At 51.7% G+C, this 14,357-nt stretch carries 22 protein-coding genes; 19 read left to right on the top strand and 3 right to left on the bottom strand.

The window, feature by feature from the left end; genetic code table 11:
- The first annotated feature begins 6 nt into the window (after positions 1-6).
- The 19 genes from rpsN to dsbD all read left to right on the top strand — a co-directional run bounded on the left by rpsN (position 7) and on the right by dsbD (position 11,582).
- Positions 7-312: a 30S ribosomal protein S14 gene (gene rpsN, locus HKT17_RS01860; protein ID WP_105028071.1), complete on the top strand. Its 306-nt coding sequence runs from the start codon at positions 7-9 to the stop codon at positions 310-312.
- A gap of 12 nt (positions 313-324) precedes the next feature.
- Positions 325-720 (top strand): 30S ribosomal protein S8, encoded by a 396-nt coding sequence (gene rpsH / locus HKT17_RS01865; RefSeq protein ID WP_008249408.1) that lies wholly within the window; start codon positions 325-327, stop codon positions 718-720.
- A gap of 12 nt (positions 721-732) precedes the next feature.
- Complete coding sequence (gene rplF, locus HKT17_RS01870; protein ID WP_105028072.1) at positions 733-1,266, top strand: 50S ribosomal protein L6; 534 nt, start codon at positions 733-735, stop codon at positions 1,264-1,266.
- An 18-nt stretch (positions 1,267-1,284) separates the two neighbouring features.
- Positions 1,285-1,647, top strand: coding sequence for a 50S ribosomal protein L18 (gene rplR, locus HKT17_RS01875; RefSeq protein WP_105028073.1), 363 nt, complete (start codon positions 1,285-1,287; stop codon positions 1,645-1,647).
- Between the two features lie 9 nt (positions 1,648-1,656).
- Complete coding sequence (gene rpsE, locus HKT17_RS01880; protein ID WP_008249411.1) at positions 1,657-2,181, top strand: 30S ribosomal protein S5; 525 nt, start codon at positions 1,657-1,659, stop codon at positions 2,179-2,181.
- A gap of 2 nt (positions 2,182-2,183) precedes the next feature.
- Positions 2,184-2,366 (top strand): 50S ribosomal protein L30, encoded by a 183-nt coding sequence (gene rpmD, locus HKT17_RS01885; protein ID WP_008249412.1) that lies wholly within the window; start codon positions 2,184-2,186, stop codon positions 2,364-2,366.
- Positions 2,366-2,800, top strand: coding sequence for a 50S ribosomal protein L15 (gene rplO, locus HKT17_RS01890; protein WP_171097408.1), 435 nt, complete (start codon positions 2,366-2,368; stop codon positions 2,798-2,800). Before rpmD ends, rplO begins: the two co-directional genes overlap by 1 nt.
- An 11-nt stretch (positions 2,801-2,811) precedes the next feature.
- On the top strand, positions 2,812-4,140 hold the full coding sequence (gene secY, locus HKT17_RS01895; protein WP_105028075.1) for a preprotein translocase subunit SecY: 1,329 nt from the start codon (positions 2,812-2,814) through the stop codon (positions 4,138-4,140).
- Positions 4,141-4,143: 3 nt separating this feature from the next.
- Positions 4,144-4,362: a translation initiation factor IF-1 gene (gene infA / locus HKT17_RS01900; RefSeq protein WP_008249415.1), complete on the top strand. Its 219-nt coding sequence runs from the start codon at positions 4,144-4,146 to the stop codon at positions 4,360-4,362.
- Positions 4,363-4,386: 24 nt separating this feature from the next.
- Positions 4,387-4,500, top strand: coding sequence for a 50S ribosomal protein L36 (gene rpmJ, locus HKT17_RS01905; protein ID WP_008249416.1), 114 nt, complete (start codon positions 4,387-4,389; stop codon positions 4,498-4,500).
- Positions 4,501-4,515: 15 nt separating this feature from the next.
- On the top strand, positions 4,516-4,881 hold the full coding sequence (gene rpsM, locus HKT17_RS01910; RefSeq protein WP_008249417.1) for a 30S ribosomal protein S13: 366 nt from the start codon (positions 4,516-4,518) through the stop codon (positions 4,879-4,881).
- Positions 4,882-4,908: 27 nt separating this feature from the next.
- A complete protein-coding gene (gene rpsK, locus HKT17_RS01915) occupies positions 4,909-5,304 on the top strand; it encodes a 30S ribosomal protein S11 (protein WP_008249418.1) in 396 nt (131 codons plus the stop codon).
- A gap of 75 nt (positions 5,305-5,379) precedes the next feature.
- Complete coding sequence (gene rpsD, locus HKT17_RS01920; protein ID WP_105028076.1) at positions 5,380-6,003, top strand: 30S ribosomal protein S4; 624 nt, start codon at positions 5,380-5,382, stop codon at positions 6,001-6,003.
- A gap of 72 nt (positions 6,004-6,075) precedes the next feature.
- Entirely contained in the window at positions 6,076-7,056 is a 981-nt protein-coding gene (locus HKT17_RS01925) for a DNA-directed RNA polymerase subunit alpha (protein WP_008249422.1), read from the top strand.
- 33 nt (positions 7,057-7,089) lie between these two features.
- On the top strand, positions 7,090-7,488 hold the full coding sequence (gene rplQ / locus HKT17_RS01930; RefSeq protein ID WP_008249425.1) for a 50S ribosomal protein L17: 399 nt from the start codon (positions 7,090-7,092) through the stop codon (positions 7,486-7,488).
- 168 nt (positions 7,489-7,656) lie between these two features.
- Entirely contained in the window at positions 7,657-8,586 is a 930-nt protein-coding gene (locus HKT17_RS01935) for an ATP-binding cassette domain-containing protein (RefSeq protein ID WP_105028077.1), read from the top strand.
- Positions 8,579-9,346 (top strand): ABC transporter permease, encoded by a 768-nt coding sequence (locus HKT17_RS01940; protein WP_171097410.1) that lies wholly within the window; start codon positions 8,579-8,581, stop codon positions 9,344-9,346. The genes HKT17_RS01935 and HKT17_RS01940 overlap by 8 nt, the downstream gene beginning before the upstream one ends.
- A complete protein-coding gene (cutA, locus tag HKT17_RS01945) occupies positions 9,343-9,684 on the top strand; it encodes a divalent-cation tolerance protein CutA (protein ID WP_171097412.1) in 342 nt (113 codons plus the stop codon). The genes HKT17_RS01940 and cutA overlap by 4 nt, the downstream gene beginning before the upstream one ends.
- The gene (dsbD, locus tag HKT17_RS01950) at positions 9,681-11,582 is read left to right on the top strand and encodes a protein-disulfide reductase DsbD (protein WP_171097414.1); all 1,902 of its coding nucleotides are present in this window, start codon (positions 9,681-9,683) and stop codon (positions 11,580-11,582) included. The genes cutA and dsbD overlap by 4 nt, the downstream gene beginning before the upstream one ends.
- Positions 11,583-11,594: 12 nt before the next feature.
- Here the strand turns inward: dsbD and HKT17_RS01955 are convergent, their stop codons facing one another.
- The 3 genes from HKT17_RS01955 to yihA are packed head-to-tail and all read right to left on the bottom strand — an operon-like array spanning position 11,595 to position 14,298.
- The gene (locus HKT17_RS01955; protein WP_171097417.1) at positions 11,595-12,638 is read right to left on the bottom strand and encodes a magnesium transporter CorA family protein; all 1,044 of its coding nucleotides are present in this window, start codon (positions 12,636-12,638) and stop codon (positions 11,595-11,597) included.
- 5 nt (positions 12,639-12,643) lie between these two features.
- Positions 12,644-13,639: a porphobilinogen synthase gene (gene hemB / locus HKT17_RS01960; protein WP_171097418.1), complete on the bottom strand. Its 996-nt coding sequence runs from the start codon at positions 13,637-13,639 to the stop codon at positions 12,644-12,646.
- A complete protein-coding gene (gene yihA, locus HKT17_RS01965) occupies positions 13,636-14,298 on the bottom strand; it encodes a ribosome biogenesis GTP-binding protein YihA/YsxC (protein WP_171097420.1) in 663 nt (220 codons plus the stop codon). The genes hemB and yihA overlap by 4 nt, the downstream gene beginning before the upstream one ends.
- Positions 14,299-14,357: the final 59 nt, after the last annotated feature.

Below are 14,357 nucleotides of genomic sequence, written 5' to 3' on the forward strand. Positions count from 1 at the left end.
TGTGACGTGGCAAAACTAGCTTTGATTAATCGTGAGAAAAAGCGCGCAGCACTGGTCAAGAAGTACTCGGCCAAGCGTGAGGCTTTGAACAAGATTGTAAAAGATCAGTCGGTCAGTGAAGCAGACCGTTATGAGGCACGTCTTAAGTTGCAGGCGCTGCCAAGAAATGCGAACCCAACTCGTCAGCGCAATCGCTGCGAATTGACTGGTCGTCCCCGCGGCACATTCCGTTTGTTCGGTCTGGCCCGTAACAAGATCCGTGAAATTGCCATGCGTGGTGAGATTCCTGGAATCACTAAGGCAAGTTGGTAAGGGGTTCTAATTATGAGTATGAGTGATCCAATCGCCGACATGTTGACCCGCATTCGCAATGCTCAGGGTGTTGACAAGGTTTCGGTTGAGATGCCTTCCTCAAAAGTGAAGGTAGCTATTGCGCAAGTTTTGAAAGACGAAGGCTACATTGAGAGCTTCTCAATTGTGGGTGAGTCCGCAAAACCTGTATTGAAAATTGAGTTGAAGTACTACGCTGGTCGCCCAGTGATCGAAAAGATCGAGCGCGTTTCCAAGCCCGGTTTGCGTATTTACAAAGGCAAAGACGCTATTCCTGAGGTGATGAACGGCTTGGGTGTGGCAATTGTTTCAACTTCCAAAGGCGTGATGACTGATCGCAAGGCCCGTACCACTGGTATTGGCGGCGAAGTTATCTGCTACGTCGCTTAAAGGGGTAATGAAATGTCAAGAGTAGCGAAAGCTCCCATTTCTGTGCCTTCAAGTGTGCAGGTTACCGTGAATGGCCAGGTTGTTTCAGTGAAGGGCGGTAGCGCCGAATTGAAGCTGAATGTGAATTCATTGGTTATGCCAGTGTTCGAGAACGGCATTCTGTCCGTGAAGCCAGTTGTAGATACGACTGATGCAAACGCGCAGGCTGGCACGGCCCGCGCATTGTTGGCCAACATGGTTAACGGTGTGAGCAAGGGTTTCGAGCGCAAGCTGCAATTGGTGGGTGTGGGTTATAAAGCCGCGGTTCAGGGTGATTCGATCAACCTGGCACTGGGTTTTTCTCACCCTGTCATTCACAAATTGCCAGCAGGCGTGAAGGCTGAGACGCCAACACCCACAGAGATCGTCTTAAAGGGTGCCGACAAACAAGTGATTGGTCAAACTGCCGCTGAGATTCGCGCGTATCGTCCACCAGAGCCCTACAAAGGCAAGGGTGTGCGTTATTCGGATGAGCGTGTGGTTATCAAAGAGACCAAGAAGAAATAAGGCGCCAAGAGGTAAATCATGGAAACTAAACAAGAAGCACGTGCCCGTCGTGCAAAACAAACCAGACGTCGTATCGCGCTTGCTCGTGCAACCCGTCTGTGTGTGTTCCGTACCAACTCCCACATTTACGCTGCAGTTCATTCTGCAGATGGTGGTCAGGTGTTGGCCGCTGCGTCTACCAATGACAAAGAGTTGCGTGCTCAGCTGGAAGGTAAGTCCGGTTCGAACAAGGCTGCTGCAGCATTGGTTGGAGCTGCGATTGCTAAGCGCGCCTTGGCGGCTGGTATCAGCGAAGTTGCTTTTGACCGTTCAGGCTTTGCCTATCATGGTCGCGTTAAAGAACTGGCTGACGCTGCGCGTGAAGCTGGCTTGAAATTCTAAGGAGTGATCATGGCAAGAATGCAAGGTAAAAATGCCGCGCCTGAAGCGCGTGATGACGGCCTGAAGGAAAAAATGATCGCGGTTAACCGCGTGACCAAGGTTGTTAAGGGTGGCCGTATCCTGGGCTTCGCAGCATTGACCGTAGTAGGTGATGGTGACGGTAGCGTGGGTATGGGCAAAGGCAAATCCCGTGAAGTGCCTGTGGCGGTTCAAAAGGCCATGGAACAGGCTCGTCGCCAGATGGAAAAAGTATCGCTGCGCGATGGCTCCATTCATCACATTGTGTACGGTCAGCACGGTGCCTCTAAGGTGTTCCTGGCTCCAGCGCAAGAAGGTACCGGCATTATCGCGGGCGGCCCTATGCGCGCCGTTCTGGAAGTTGTGGGTGTTCGCAATATCGTGGCCAAGAGCCATGGTTCCTCGAACCCTTACAATCTGGTTCGCGCAACTTTGGATGCTTTGGGCAAGTTGCAAACCCCAGCTGAGATCGCCGCAAAGCGTGGCTTGTCAGTTGAAAAGTTATTTGAGGCTTAATCATGAGCGGATCTGTAAAAGTTACGTTGGTTAAGAGCATTATCGGAACCAAAGAAACTCATCGTGCAACTGTGCGCGGTTTGGGTCTGCGTCGTATGAACCATAGCCGAGTGCTGGTTGATACACCCGAAGTGCGTGGAATGATTAACAAGGTGTCCTACCTGTTGAAAGTTGAGGCTGCATAATGGAACTGAATACACTTGCACCTGCACCAGGCAGTAAGTTCAACCGCAAGCGCGTGGGTCGTGGTATCGGCTCCGGCTGGGGTAAAACTGCTGGCCGTGGTCACAAGGGTCAAAAGTCACGCAGCGGCGGTTTTCATAAAGTCGGTTTTGAAGGCGGTCAAATGCCTATGCACCGTCGTTTGCCCAAGCGTGGTTTTTCATCCCGCACTGCTGCTTTCAATGCCCAGATCCGTTTGACCGATCTGGACACATTGGCTGTGGATACCATTGATATTCTGACTTTGAAGCAGGCTGGCCTGGTCCCGGCTCAAACTTTGGCAGTAAAGGTAATTCTGGCTGGTGAGATCAAGCGTGCTGTGGTATTGAACGGCATTAAGGCAACGAAAGGCGCAGCAGAGGCCATCTCGGCAGCTGGCGGCACCATTAACGCTTAAGAGAGCATCGCGTGGCCTTTAATCCATCTACATTGGCGTCATCCAACAAATTCGCTGACCTGCGCAAGCGCTTGGTGTTTTTGTTGCTGGCTCTGATTGTGTATCGTATTGGCGCACACATTCCGGTACCTGGAATCGATCCTACCCAGCTGAAGCAGTTGTTTGATAGCCAGCAAGGCGGCATCTTGGGCATGTTCAACATGTTCTCGGGCGGGGCACTTTCCCGCTTTACCGTTTTTGCCTTGGGTATCATGCCTTACATTTCTGCGTCGATTGTGATGCAGTTGGCCAGCGTGGTAGTTCCTCAGTTAGAGGCTTTGAAGAAGGAAGGTGAGGCCGGTCGTCGCAAGATTACCCAATATACCCGCTACGGCACCTTCTTTCTGGCCACTTTTCAGGCGATTGGCATTTCGATCGCTCTTGAGTCTCAGGCTGGTTTGGTAATTGATCCGGGCATGGCGTTTCGTTTTACCACTGCTGTTTCTTTGGTCACCGGAACCATGTTCTTGATGTGGTTGGGTGAGCAGATTACAGAACGTGGTTTGGGCAACGGTATCTCTATTTTGATCTTTGCCGGTATTGCGGCTGGGTTGCCCGGGGCGATTGGTGGTTTGTTTGAGCTGGTTAGAACCGGCGCGATGAATTCTCTGATTGCGCTGATGATCGTTGTTCTCGCGGTGGCGGTGACTTACTTGGTTGTGTTTGTTGAACGCGGCCAACGCAAGATTACTGTGAATTATGCCAAGAGACAGGTCGGTAACAAAATTTATCAGGGTCAAACCTCGCATTTGCCATTGAAACTAAATATGGCGGGTGTGATTCCACCAATTTTTGCGTCTAGCATTATTTTGCTTCCCGCAACTTTGACGAGCTGGTTTGGTACTGGGGATGGCGCAGTGGTTGGCTTTTTGAAAGAAGTCTCTCAGACGCTTTCTCCTGGTCATCCTCTGTACATGTTGTTATACGCTGCTGCAATTGTCTTTTTCTGTTTCTTTTACACCGCCTTGGTGTTTAACAGCAGAGAGACTGCTGACAACTTGAAGAAAAGCGGTGCATTTTTGCCTGGAATTCGCCCTGGTGAGCAAACGTCACGATACATCGACAAGGTGTTGACACGTCTGACACTGATTGGTGCGGCTTACATCACCCTGGTGTGTTTGCTGCCTGAGTTTCTGGTTTTGGGATTGAGTGTTCCGTTCTATTTTGGCGGTACATCTCTGTTGATTATTGTAGTGGTTGCGATGGATTTCATGGCGCAGGTTCAGGCCTACGTGATGTCCCAGCAATACGACAGCCTGTTGAAGAAATCAAGCTTCAAGGGTTCTGGATTAACGAGGTAGTGATTGTCTAAAGACGACGTTATCCAAATGCAGGGAGAGGTAGTAGAAAACCTCCCTAACGCCACTTTTCGAGTGAAATTGGAAAATGGTCACGTGGTGCTTGGTCACATATCAGGCAAGATGCGGATGAACTATATCCGGATTCTTCCTGGTGACAAGGTGACGGTTGAGTTGACGCCGTACGACTTGTCCAGAGCACGAATTGTTTTTCGAGCCAAATGAATTGGTTCTTTTTGGAGTTTCGCCATGAAAGTTCAGGCATCTGTAAAAAAGATTTGTAGAAAATGCAAAGTGATCAAGCGCAAAGGCGTTGTTCGCGTGATTTGTTCTGAGCCGCGCCACAAGCAGCGTCAAGGTTAATAAAAGGGGATTTAAATGGCTCGTATTGCCGGCATTAACATTCCAAGCCACCAGCATACCGTTATCGGTCTGACTGCTATTTTCGGCATTGGTCGTTCCACCGCCAAGAAAATTTGTGCAGTGACCTCAATTCCTGAGTCCAAGAAGGTTAAAGACCTCGACGACGCGGATTTGGAAAAGCTGCGTGACGAAGTGGGCAAGTACCTGACTGAAGGTGATCTGCGCCGTGAAGTAACCATGAACATCAAGCGTTTGATGGATTTGGGTTGCTATCGTGGTTTCCGTCACCGCAAGGGTCTGCCTGTACGTGGTCAGCGTACTCGCACAAACTCTCGCACTCGCAAGGGTCCGAAGCGTGCTGGTATCGCACTGAAGAAATAATCAGGTAATCATAGGAAGGTTAGCCAAATGGCCAAAGGAACAGCGAATAACCGCGCACGCAAAAAAGTCAAAAAGAATATTTCTGACGGTATTGCGCACGTACACGCCTCATTCAACAACACCATCATCACGATCACAGATCGTCAGGGCAACGCCTTGGCTTGGTCTACATCGGGTGCGCAGGGCTTCAAGGGTTCACGCAAGTCGACTCCTTTTGCTGCTCAGGTGGCTGCTGAAGTTGCAGGCAAGGCCGCGCAAGAATGCGGTATCAAGACAGTTGAAGTACTTATCAAAGGACCTGGCCCAGGCCGTGAGTCTAGCGTACGTGCTTTGAATGCATTGGGTATCAAAGTGACCAGTATTTCTGACATCACTCCGATCCCGCACAACGGATGTCGTCCTCCCAAGCGTCGTCGCATCTAATTTTTTAAGACCATTGTTCGTCAGATCGTTTGGCGGACTGAAGCGAGTCAAATCGCGTAATGAAAGAGGTTTCAAGTGGCTAGATATACAGGTCCAAAGTGTAAGTTGTCACGTCGTGAAGGCACAGACTTAAGTCTGAAAAGCGCACGCCGTAGTCTCGATTCCAAGTGCAAACTGGATTCAAAGCCAGGTCAGCATGGTCGCACCTCAGGTGCTCGTACCTCTGACTACGGCCAACAATTGCGTGAAAAGCAAAAAGTGAAGCGTATGTACGGAGTGCTGGAAAAGCAGTTCCGTCGCTACTTTGCTGAAGCATCACGCCGCAAAGGCAACACCGGTGAAACCTTGTTGCAACTGTTGGAATCCCGTCTGGACAATGTGGTTTATCGCATGGGTTTTGGCTCGACACGCGCCGAAGCACGTCAGCTGGTCAGCCACAAGGCAATTTTGGTGAATGGTAAAGCCGTTAACATTCCTTCCTATTCTGTGAAGTTGAATGACGTGATTTCCATTCGCGAAAAGTCGAAGACACAGGCACGTATCGTTGAGTCTGTAACTTTGGCTGAACAGATGGGTTTCCCGCTGTGGGTCAATGTGGATGCGAAGAAAATGGAAGGTTCTTTCAAGAGCATTCCTGAGCGCGCTGACCTCTCTCAAGAGATCAACGAAAGCTTGATCGTTGAATTGTACTCACGTTAATTTGATTAACTGATCCCAGGGATCCCCAGCCTTATCGGTGTAACGAGCCGAGGGTATTGAAAAGGATTTTGAATGTTTAATGCTAGCTTGCTGAAGCCACGTATTGTTGAGGTCGAGACAGTCGCTCCCAACAGTGCAAAAGTAGTAATGGAGCCGTTTGAGCGTGGTTATGGCCACACTCTGGGTAATGCTCTGCGTCGCGTGTTGTTGTCATCCATGATTGGTTATGCTCCCACTGAGGTGTCAATCGCTGGTGTGGTTCATGAATACTCGACACTGGATGGAGTGCAGGAAGACGTAGTAGACCTGTTGTTGAACCTGAAAGGAATCGTCTTCAAGTTGGAATCACGCGATGTGGTGACCGTGACTTTGAAGCGCGAGGTTGAGGGTGTAGTGACTGCGGGTGACATTGAGCTTCCCCATGATGTTGAAATCATCAACCCAGATCACGTGATTGCCCATTTGTCGCAAGGCGGCAAGCTGGACATGCAGATCAAAGTTGAAAAAGGTCGTGGTTATGTGCCAGGTTCGGTTCGTCGTTTTCCTGATGAGCCAAGCAAGGCGATTGGCCGCATCGTGTTGGATGCATCATTCAGTCCGGTTAAACGTGTCTCTTACGCTGTGGAAAGCGCGCGTGTAGAACAGCGTACTGATTTGGACCGTTTGGTGATGTCGATTGAAACCAATGGTGTGTTGTCGCCAGAGGAGTCAATTCGTTTGGCTGCGCGTATTCTGGTTGAGCAGTTGTCGGTGTTTGCTGCACTGGAAAATACGGCTGAACCCGAAGTTTCTCAACGTGCTCCACAGGTTGATCCAATCCTGTTGCGTCCAGTCGATGATCTGGAACTGACAGTACGTTCGGCAAACTGTTTGAAAGCAGAGAACATTTATTACATCGGCGATCTGATTCAGCGCACAGAAAACGAGTTGTTGAAGACTCCAAACCTGGGTCGCAAGTCATTGAACGAAATCAAGGAGGTGTTGGCCGCACGCGGTTTGACACTCGGTATGAAATTGGAAAACTGGCCACCCGCCGGTCTCGATAAGCCTTGAGCTTAGCGTTTGTTAGATTGAAGGATATTTAAAATGCGTCACCGTCATGGATTGCGTAAACTAAATCGCACCAGCAGCCACCGCCTTGCAATGTTTAGAAACATGACCAACGCTTTGTTGCGTCACGAAGTGATCAAAACAACGCTGCCAAAGGCCAAGGAACTGCGCAAGATTGCAGAACCCATTATTACCATGGGCAAGTCACCCACATTGGCCAACAAGCGCCTGGCATTTAGCCGCTTGCGTGACCGTGAAATGGTTGTTAAGTTGTTTGACGAGATCGGTCCTCGTTACGCGGCTCGCCCAGGTGGTTACATGCGCGTTTTGAAGTTTGGTTTCCGCAAAGGCGACAATGCACCAATGGCTTTGGTTGAGTTGGTGGATCGTCCCGAAACTGCTGAGATTGTAGAAATAGCTGAAGAGCAGGCCTAAGCATTTGACATTGCTTTTTGTGGTGACTGTGTTGCCACTTCAAGTGATGCTGAATGTGAGTGTTCTGGAATCAGTTTTAAGAAAGCCGTGTTAGCTTATGCTAGCGCGGCTTTTTTATTTTCTTTGACGGGTCTGTTTTGTGTCGAAAGTTGTAGGGGATTTTGGTAAGTGGCTGGCTCTACTGTATTGAACTTGAGTGGCGTACGCAAAACCTATGGTGGACGCGCGGTACTGACTGGTTTGAATTTTTCGCTGAATGCGGGCGAGTGTGTTGCTTTGCTGGGGCCGAACGGCGCTGGAAAGTCAACCACGATTGCCTTGGCGCTGGGCTTGGCGCAGGCGGATGATGGCGTGGTGGAGTTGCTGGGGAAAACTCTTCCCGAAGCAGGGCACATTGCCAGGCAGGATGTGGGTGTGGTGCCTCAATACGATGCGCTGGACCCCGATTTCACGGTATTCGAGAACTTGATGGTGTTTGGCCGTTATTTCGGCCTGCACGGCAAGCAATTGCGTGAGCGTGCCGAGTTGTTGCTGGGTTTCGCGCAGTTGGTAAACCGCAGAAATGATTCGGTAGCCACATTGTCTGGCGGCATGCGCAGGCGTTTGATGTTGGCTCGCGCCCTGATCAATCAGCCAAAGGTTTTGTTTCTTGATGAGCCAACTACGGGCCTGGACCCGCAAGCGAAACATGTGATTTGGGATCGGTTGGTTGACCTGAAGCGCCAGGGCATGGCGATGTTTTTAACGACGCACTACATGGATGAGGCACAGCGCCTGGCGGACCGGGTGGCTGTGCTTGATCATGGCGATATTGTGGCTTGTGACAAACCCCTGACGCTGATCCGCAATGTGGTTGGCCACGCAGTACTGGAGTTGTGGGGCGCGGGTGCGGCGCGTTGCGTGTCGCAGCATGTGAGTTCAAAGGGTGAGCCGATCGAGCAGCGAGGCGAGACTTTTTATTTCAGGAATGAAAAAGCCGACGAGATGTTGGAGGCTTTGAAACGTTCGCCCCAATCCGATGTGGACTATATTTATCGCCCGGGAAATCTGGAAGATGTGTTTTTCAGTTTGACTGGCAGGGCTTTGCGCGATGATTAATTTTCATGCGGTATTTCAGGTGTGGCGCCGAAATTTTTTGGTGTGGCGAAAGCTGGCGCTTCCATCGTTACTCGGCAATGTGGTTGACCCCGTAATGGCCTTGATGGCCTTTGGCTTGGGGCTCGGGTCGATGTTGCCCAATGTGGGGGGCATGCCGTACCTGAACTACTTGGCCGTGGGGGCTGTATGCATTAGCGCCATGAATGCGCCCACTTTTGAAGCCTTGTACTCTGCGTTTTCACGCATGCACACCCAGAAAACATGGCAGGTGATCATGAACACGCCGGTTCGCCTGCGCGAGGTGGTGTTGGGTGAATGCAGTTGGGCTGCCAGCAAAGGTTTAATCAGTACGGGGGCCATGTTATTGATCGTCGCACTGTTGGGTATTGGTGACGTTCAATTCTGGGTTTTGTCCTGGTTTGTGCTGATTCTTGCTTGTTTGATGTTTGCCGGGTTTGGGCTGTGTATCAATGCCAGGGCGCCGAGCTACGATTTCTTTATGTTTTATTTTACCTTGGTGGTAACACCAATGACATTCTTGTCGGGTGCATTTTTCCCGAGGGAGCAGTTGCCGCAATGGTTGAGGATGGTGGCTGACTACATGCCACTTTCGGTGGTGGTCGATGCACTCAGGGGTATTTATGCGCGTGATTTCAGCATGTTGCCGGCACTTTTGGTTCAAATGGCTGTCTATGCGACAGTGGGAATAGGGTTCGCGATATTCTTGACCGAACGCAGGTTTAAACGGAAAGGCGCATGAAGAACAATGCGGAACGCTGTTGGGTGGCTTATTCCACAGTTGACTCACATGGTCGTGCTACGGCGTTGGCACATCGTTTGGTGGATGAGCAGTTGGTGGCCTGTGTGAATATTGTGGGCCCGGTGGAGTCGGTGTATCGCTGGCAGGGAAAGGTTGAGCAGACCAAGGAATGGATGTTGATGATGAAGTGTTCCGAATCGCAATGCGAGGAATTGAAGAGGGCGTTGCCGCGTTTGCATGGCTATGAGGTGCCAGAGCTGATCCTGCTGCCAATTGCCGATGGACACGTGCCTTACCTTGACTGGATTGCTGCAAGCGGCAAGGGAGTTGGGGCATGAGTGAGCGAACCGTGCGCTGGATGTGGCCAGCGTTGTTGCTGCTGGTCAGTTTGTGCGTGAGTGTAAGTCAGGCCCGTGCCAATGATTTTTTGCCGCCCGAAGAGGCGTTTCAGTTTACGTTGAGTGTGCAAGACCCGGCTTGTGTTGAGAACTGCCTGATCGATGTGCGTGCCAAAGTGGCGCCAGAGTATTACTTGTACCGTGAGCGGTTTGCGCTTGAGAACCCGATGAGTTTGCCGGTGTTTGAGTTTGTTGACTTGCCGCGGGGCGATCGGAAGTTTGATGAATTTCTGAATCAGGAAATTGAAGCGCTTCGGGGAGAAATGGCGTTTCAAATTCGTTATGGTTTGGGTGATAACCCGGTGGATGTGGCCAAGGCTGTATTGATTTCCCAAGGGTGCGCGGACGCAGGCTTGTGTTACCCGCCAATGACCACGCCGGTGGCATTCAAGGACAGTGGTTTGTTGGGTGGAGTGTTGGGTGGTGGAGTAGGCTCATTCTTCGGGAATAAGGTGGACTCGCCCTCAATGAACAGCAGGCAATCCAGCACTGGTTTGCCCGCAGATGAGGCGGGCGACTTGGCAAGCAGGCTGGCAGCCCAATCGTGGCTGGTGGTTCTGCCGGTGTTTTTTGGTTTGGGTTTGCTGTTGGCTTTTACGCCCTGTACTTTGCCGATGTTGCCAATTGTCAGCAGTTTGGTGGTTGGTCATCAAGCTGGCGGTCAAGGGGCGGCGGGCAAGACAAGGCCCATGGCTTTGGCATTGGTGTATGTGTTGGGCATGGCCCTGACATACGCTTTGTTGGGCGTGCTGGCTGGATTGACAGGTCAAAGCCTGGTCATGGCCATGCAACAGCCACCCGTGCTGTGGGCTTTTGGTGGTGTGTTGGCCTTGCTGGGGGTTGCACTCTTGATGGGTTATTCGCTGCAATTGCCGGCGAGTTTTCAAGGGTGGTTGCAAGAAAAAACCGGTCGCCTGAAAGGTGGGCAATTCATTCCCGTGTTGGTCATGGGCGTGTTGTCGGCTCTGTTGTTGGGTCCGTGTGTGGCGCCGCCCTTGGCTGGTGCGTTGTTGTATATCGGACAAACTGGTGACGCAGTTTTGGGTGGAGCAGCTTTGTTTTTGCTGGCCTTGGGCATGGGCTTGCCTCTGGTGCTGTTTGCCGCAGGCGCAGGTGCAGCATTGCCAAAGGCTGGGGCCTGGATGAGTTGGGTGTCGGCTGCGTTCGGTTTTGTGTTGTTGGCCGTGGCGGTGTGGACAATTACGCCAGTGACGCCAGTGTGGCTGATTATGGCGATGTGGGCTTTGTTGGCGTGTATGACTGCGGCGGCCTTGTTTCATGGTGCAAGCAGCATGGCGACTATGGGCTCACGAGGCAAGGTGATCAGCAAAACATTCGGTTTGTTGTTTACGCTTTTGGCCTTGATTTACCTGATGGGCCTTTTTTCTGGCTCAGGTAGCCTGCTTCAGCCTTTGGCTGGTTTGAATGGTCAGCAAACAGGTGCGAACGGAGTATCTCAACAACTTGCGACAGGCAAACCTGCGTTTGAGAAGGTGCGCAGTGAGGAGGTTGTGAGTTTGATTGAATCGAGCCAGCAGCCAGTAATGCTCGATTTTTACGCGGACTGGTGTGTGAGTTGCAAAGAATTTGAGTTGTTTACCTTGACGGACACCTCGGTCAAGGAAAAGCTCAATGGTATTCGTTTGGTGCAGGTGGATGTGACTGACAATACCGCAGGTGATCAGGCTTTGTTAAAGCAATTCAGCCTGTTTGGACCACCGGCAATTTTGTTTTTTCCGGCCGGGCAAACAGAGTCTATTCATCAGGTGATTGGCTTTCAGAATGCGAAGCGGTTTGATCAGACCTTGAACCAGGTTCGTCCCAACCTTGGTTTGTAAGCCTGGAGCCGTTCAGGGTTTGCCGAGGTGATTTCGGCCTTTGATCCAGAAGATCAATCCAATTGAAATGATGCTGGAGAGGCCCATGAGACCCAGGCTGATCCAGAACCCATTCGGATTTTTCAAGAAAGGTATTTCTTCGAAGTTCATGCCAAAAATGCCGCTGATGAGCGTGAGTGGCATGAACAACGCTGTCAGCATGGTCAGCACGGTGACGATTTCATTGGTTTTGTGCGCTGTAGCGGAGAAGTGAAGCTGCACCGCAGTTTCCGTATTTGCACCCAGGCGGCGGGTGAGGCTGACGACTCGCTCCAGGTGTTCAAGCGTGTCGCGTGCATTCACTTGGAGGGCGGCAGCCATGCGGCCTTCACGCTCTTGATCGTCTTGCCAGTCGGTGAGCGCATCGCGCTGGTCTTGAGCAACTGATTCCAGTCGATTCATTTCATTGCGAGCGGCGAGCAAGGCATTCCAGTCTTGAAAGCGTTTGCGCGGATTGAGCAAATCACGTTGCCAGCGATCCAGTTGTTCGGAAATTTCGATCCGGGTTTCCATGAAGCGGTCCACCAAATTGCTGACCAACTGGATCATGAGTTCGTCTGTGCCCGCTGGGGCACGTTTGAATTTCAGGAAAGTTTCGATTTCATCCATTGGTTTTTCAGGCGCACTTTCCACAAACTTGCGGGCCATGGCAAATGTGCGGCTGTCTTTGGGCCGAAACGTGACCAACAGTTTTGGAGTGATAACAAAAAACACTGGGCGTGTTTTGATGCTGAGCCGATTGTTTTCGTCAAACAGGGGTTTGCTGGACAATGACCGGATGATCAGAATGTTGTAGCCATCACCAATGTCGAAGTGACTGGGATGAAAGGTGTTGCCGAGGTCTTCCAGATGCAGTTCGTCCAACTTGAAGCCGAGCAGGGATTCAACCGCCGGCAGCCAGGACAACTCTTCATCGAGTTGTGTGTCGAGCCACAGAAACCCGGACTCGGGCAACTGGCTGGGCGCATCACTTAACTTCTTGATCTTGTCTTGAGTCAGATGCGTCCAGATTCCCATGCGAATTAACCCTGTTTCAGAAGTTTTGCCGCGTCGAGTGCGAAGTAAGTGAGGATACCGTCTGCGCCCGCGCGTTTGAAGGCCAGCAAGGATTCAAGCATGACGGCGTTTTCGTCCAGCCAGCCGTTTTGCGCGGCTGCTTTGATCATGGCGTATTCACCACTGACCTGATAGGCAAAGGTGGGACGGGCGAATTTTTCTTTCACGCGCCACAAAATGTCCAGATAAGGCATGCCAGGTTTGACCATGACCATGTCTGCGCCTTCATCCAGGTCCATGCCGACTTCCAGCAGCGCTTCATTGCTGTTGGCCGGGTTCATTTGATACACCTTTTTGTTGCTTTTTCCCAGGTTGCCGCTCGATCCCACCGCGTCTCGGAAGGGACCGTAGAAAGCCGAGGCGTATTTCGCGGAGTAGGCCATGATGCTGGTGTGAATGCAGCGGTTGGCTTCGAGGGTTTCTCGAATGGCGCCAATGCGACCGTCCATCATGTCGCTGGGGGCGACGATGTCCACGCCTGCCTGCGCTTGTACCAAAGCCTGCATTTGCAACACTTCGACAGTTTCGTCGTTCAGCACATAGCCATGTTCGTCAATCAGGCCGTCCTGGCCGTGGCTGGTGAATGGGTCGAGCGCGACGTCGGTCAGCAGCATCAATTCGGGAAAACGCTTTTTCAGTTCTCGCACCGCATGCGGCACCAAACCCTCGGGGTTGGTGGCTTCCAGGCCGTCGGCGGTTTTTTTGTCGGTTTCGATGACAGGGAACAAAGCCATCACCGGTACACCCAATGCCAGGCATTGTTCGGCCTTGGTAAACAACAGGTCGAGTGACAGGCGTTCTACGCCGGGCATGGAGGCCACGGATTCACGTTTGTTGCTGCCTGGTATGACGAAGACTGGATAAATGAAATCGGCTGCGCTCAGTGTGTGCTCGGACACGAGGCGACGCAGTGCGTCTGTTCGACGCAGGCGACGGGGGCGATGATACAGATGTTGGGTCATGTTGTCGGCGGCTCGGTTTCAGGTGTTTCGGGGGTGGGTACGGGCGGTCTTACCCAATTCGACAGTTGGGTTTCCAGTTCAACCATGCCGATTTTTTTCAATGCAGACCACAGTTGAACCGTGATTTCATGGCCATTTACCCGATAAGGATCGAGGGCTTTTTGTGTGGAACGCAAGGCAAGCACCTGCTCTTGACGGTTGAATTTGTCGGCCTTGGACAGAAGGATGTGCACCGGCAACTGGCGATGCCCCACCCATTTGATTAAAGCATAATCAAGTTCAAGCAGGCCGCGACGGCAATCTACAATCAGCACCGTACCCACCAGGCTGGGGCGTTCAGCCAGGTAGCTACCCAGCTCTTTGTCCCACACGCTTTGGCTGGTTTGCGCCAATTGGGCAAAGCCGTAGCCTGGAAGATCGACCAGGCGCGCAATTGGCTCGGCCTGCTCAATGACGTGAAAAAAGTTGAGAAGCTGGGTGCGGCCGGGCATTTTACTGGCATAGGCCAATTGACGCTGTTTGCAAAGGGTGTTAATGGCCGTGGACTTGCCGGCGTTTGAGCGCCCGGCAAATACGATCTCGGGGACGCTGGCGCCCGGGCATTCGACCATGCGAGATGCTGAGATCTCGAAATGCGTGTTGTGGAAATTGATTGTCATGCGCACATTTTAGATGCAAGACAGCCGCTTGAGTGGTTATAATCTAGGGTTTGTGAAAA

The sequence above is a fragment of the Limnobacter sp. SAORIC-580 genome (genome assembly GCF_013004065.1).
Lineage (GTDB): Bacteria > Pseudomonadota > Gammaproteobacteria > Burkholderiales > Burkholderiaceae_B > Limnobacter > Limnobacter profundi.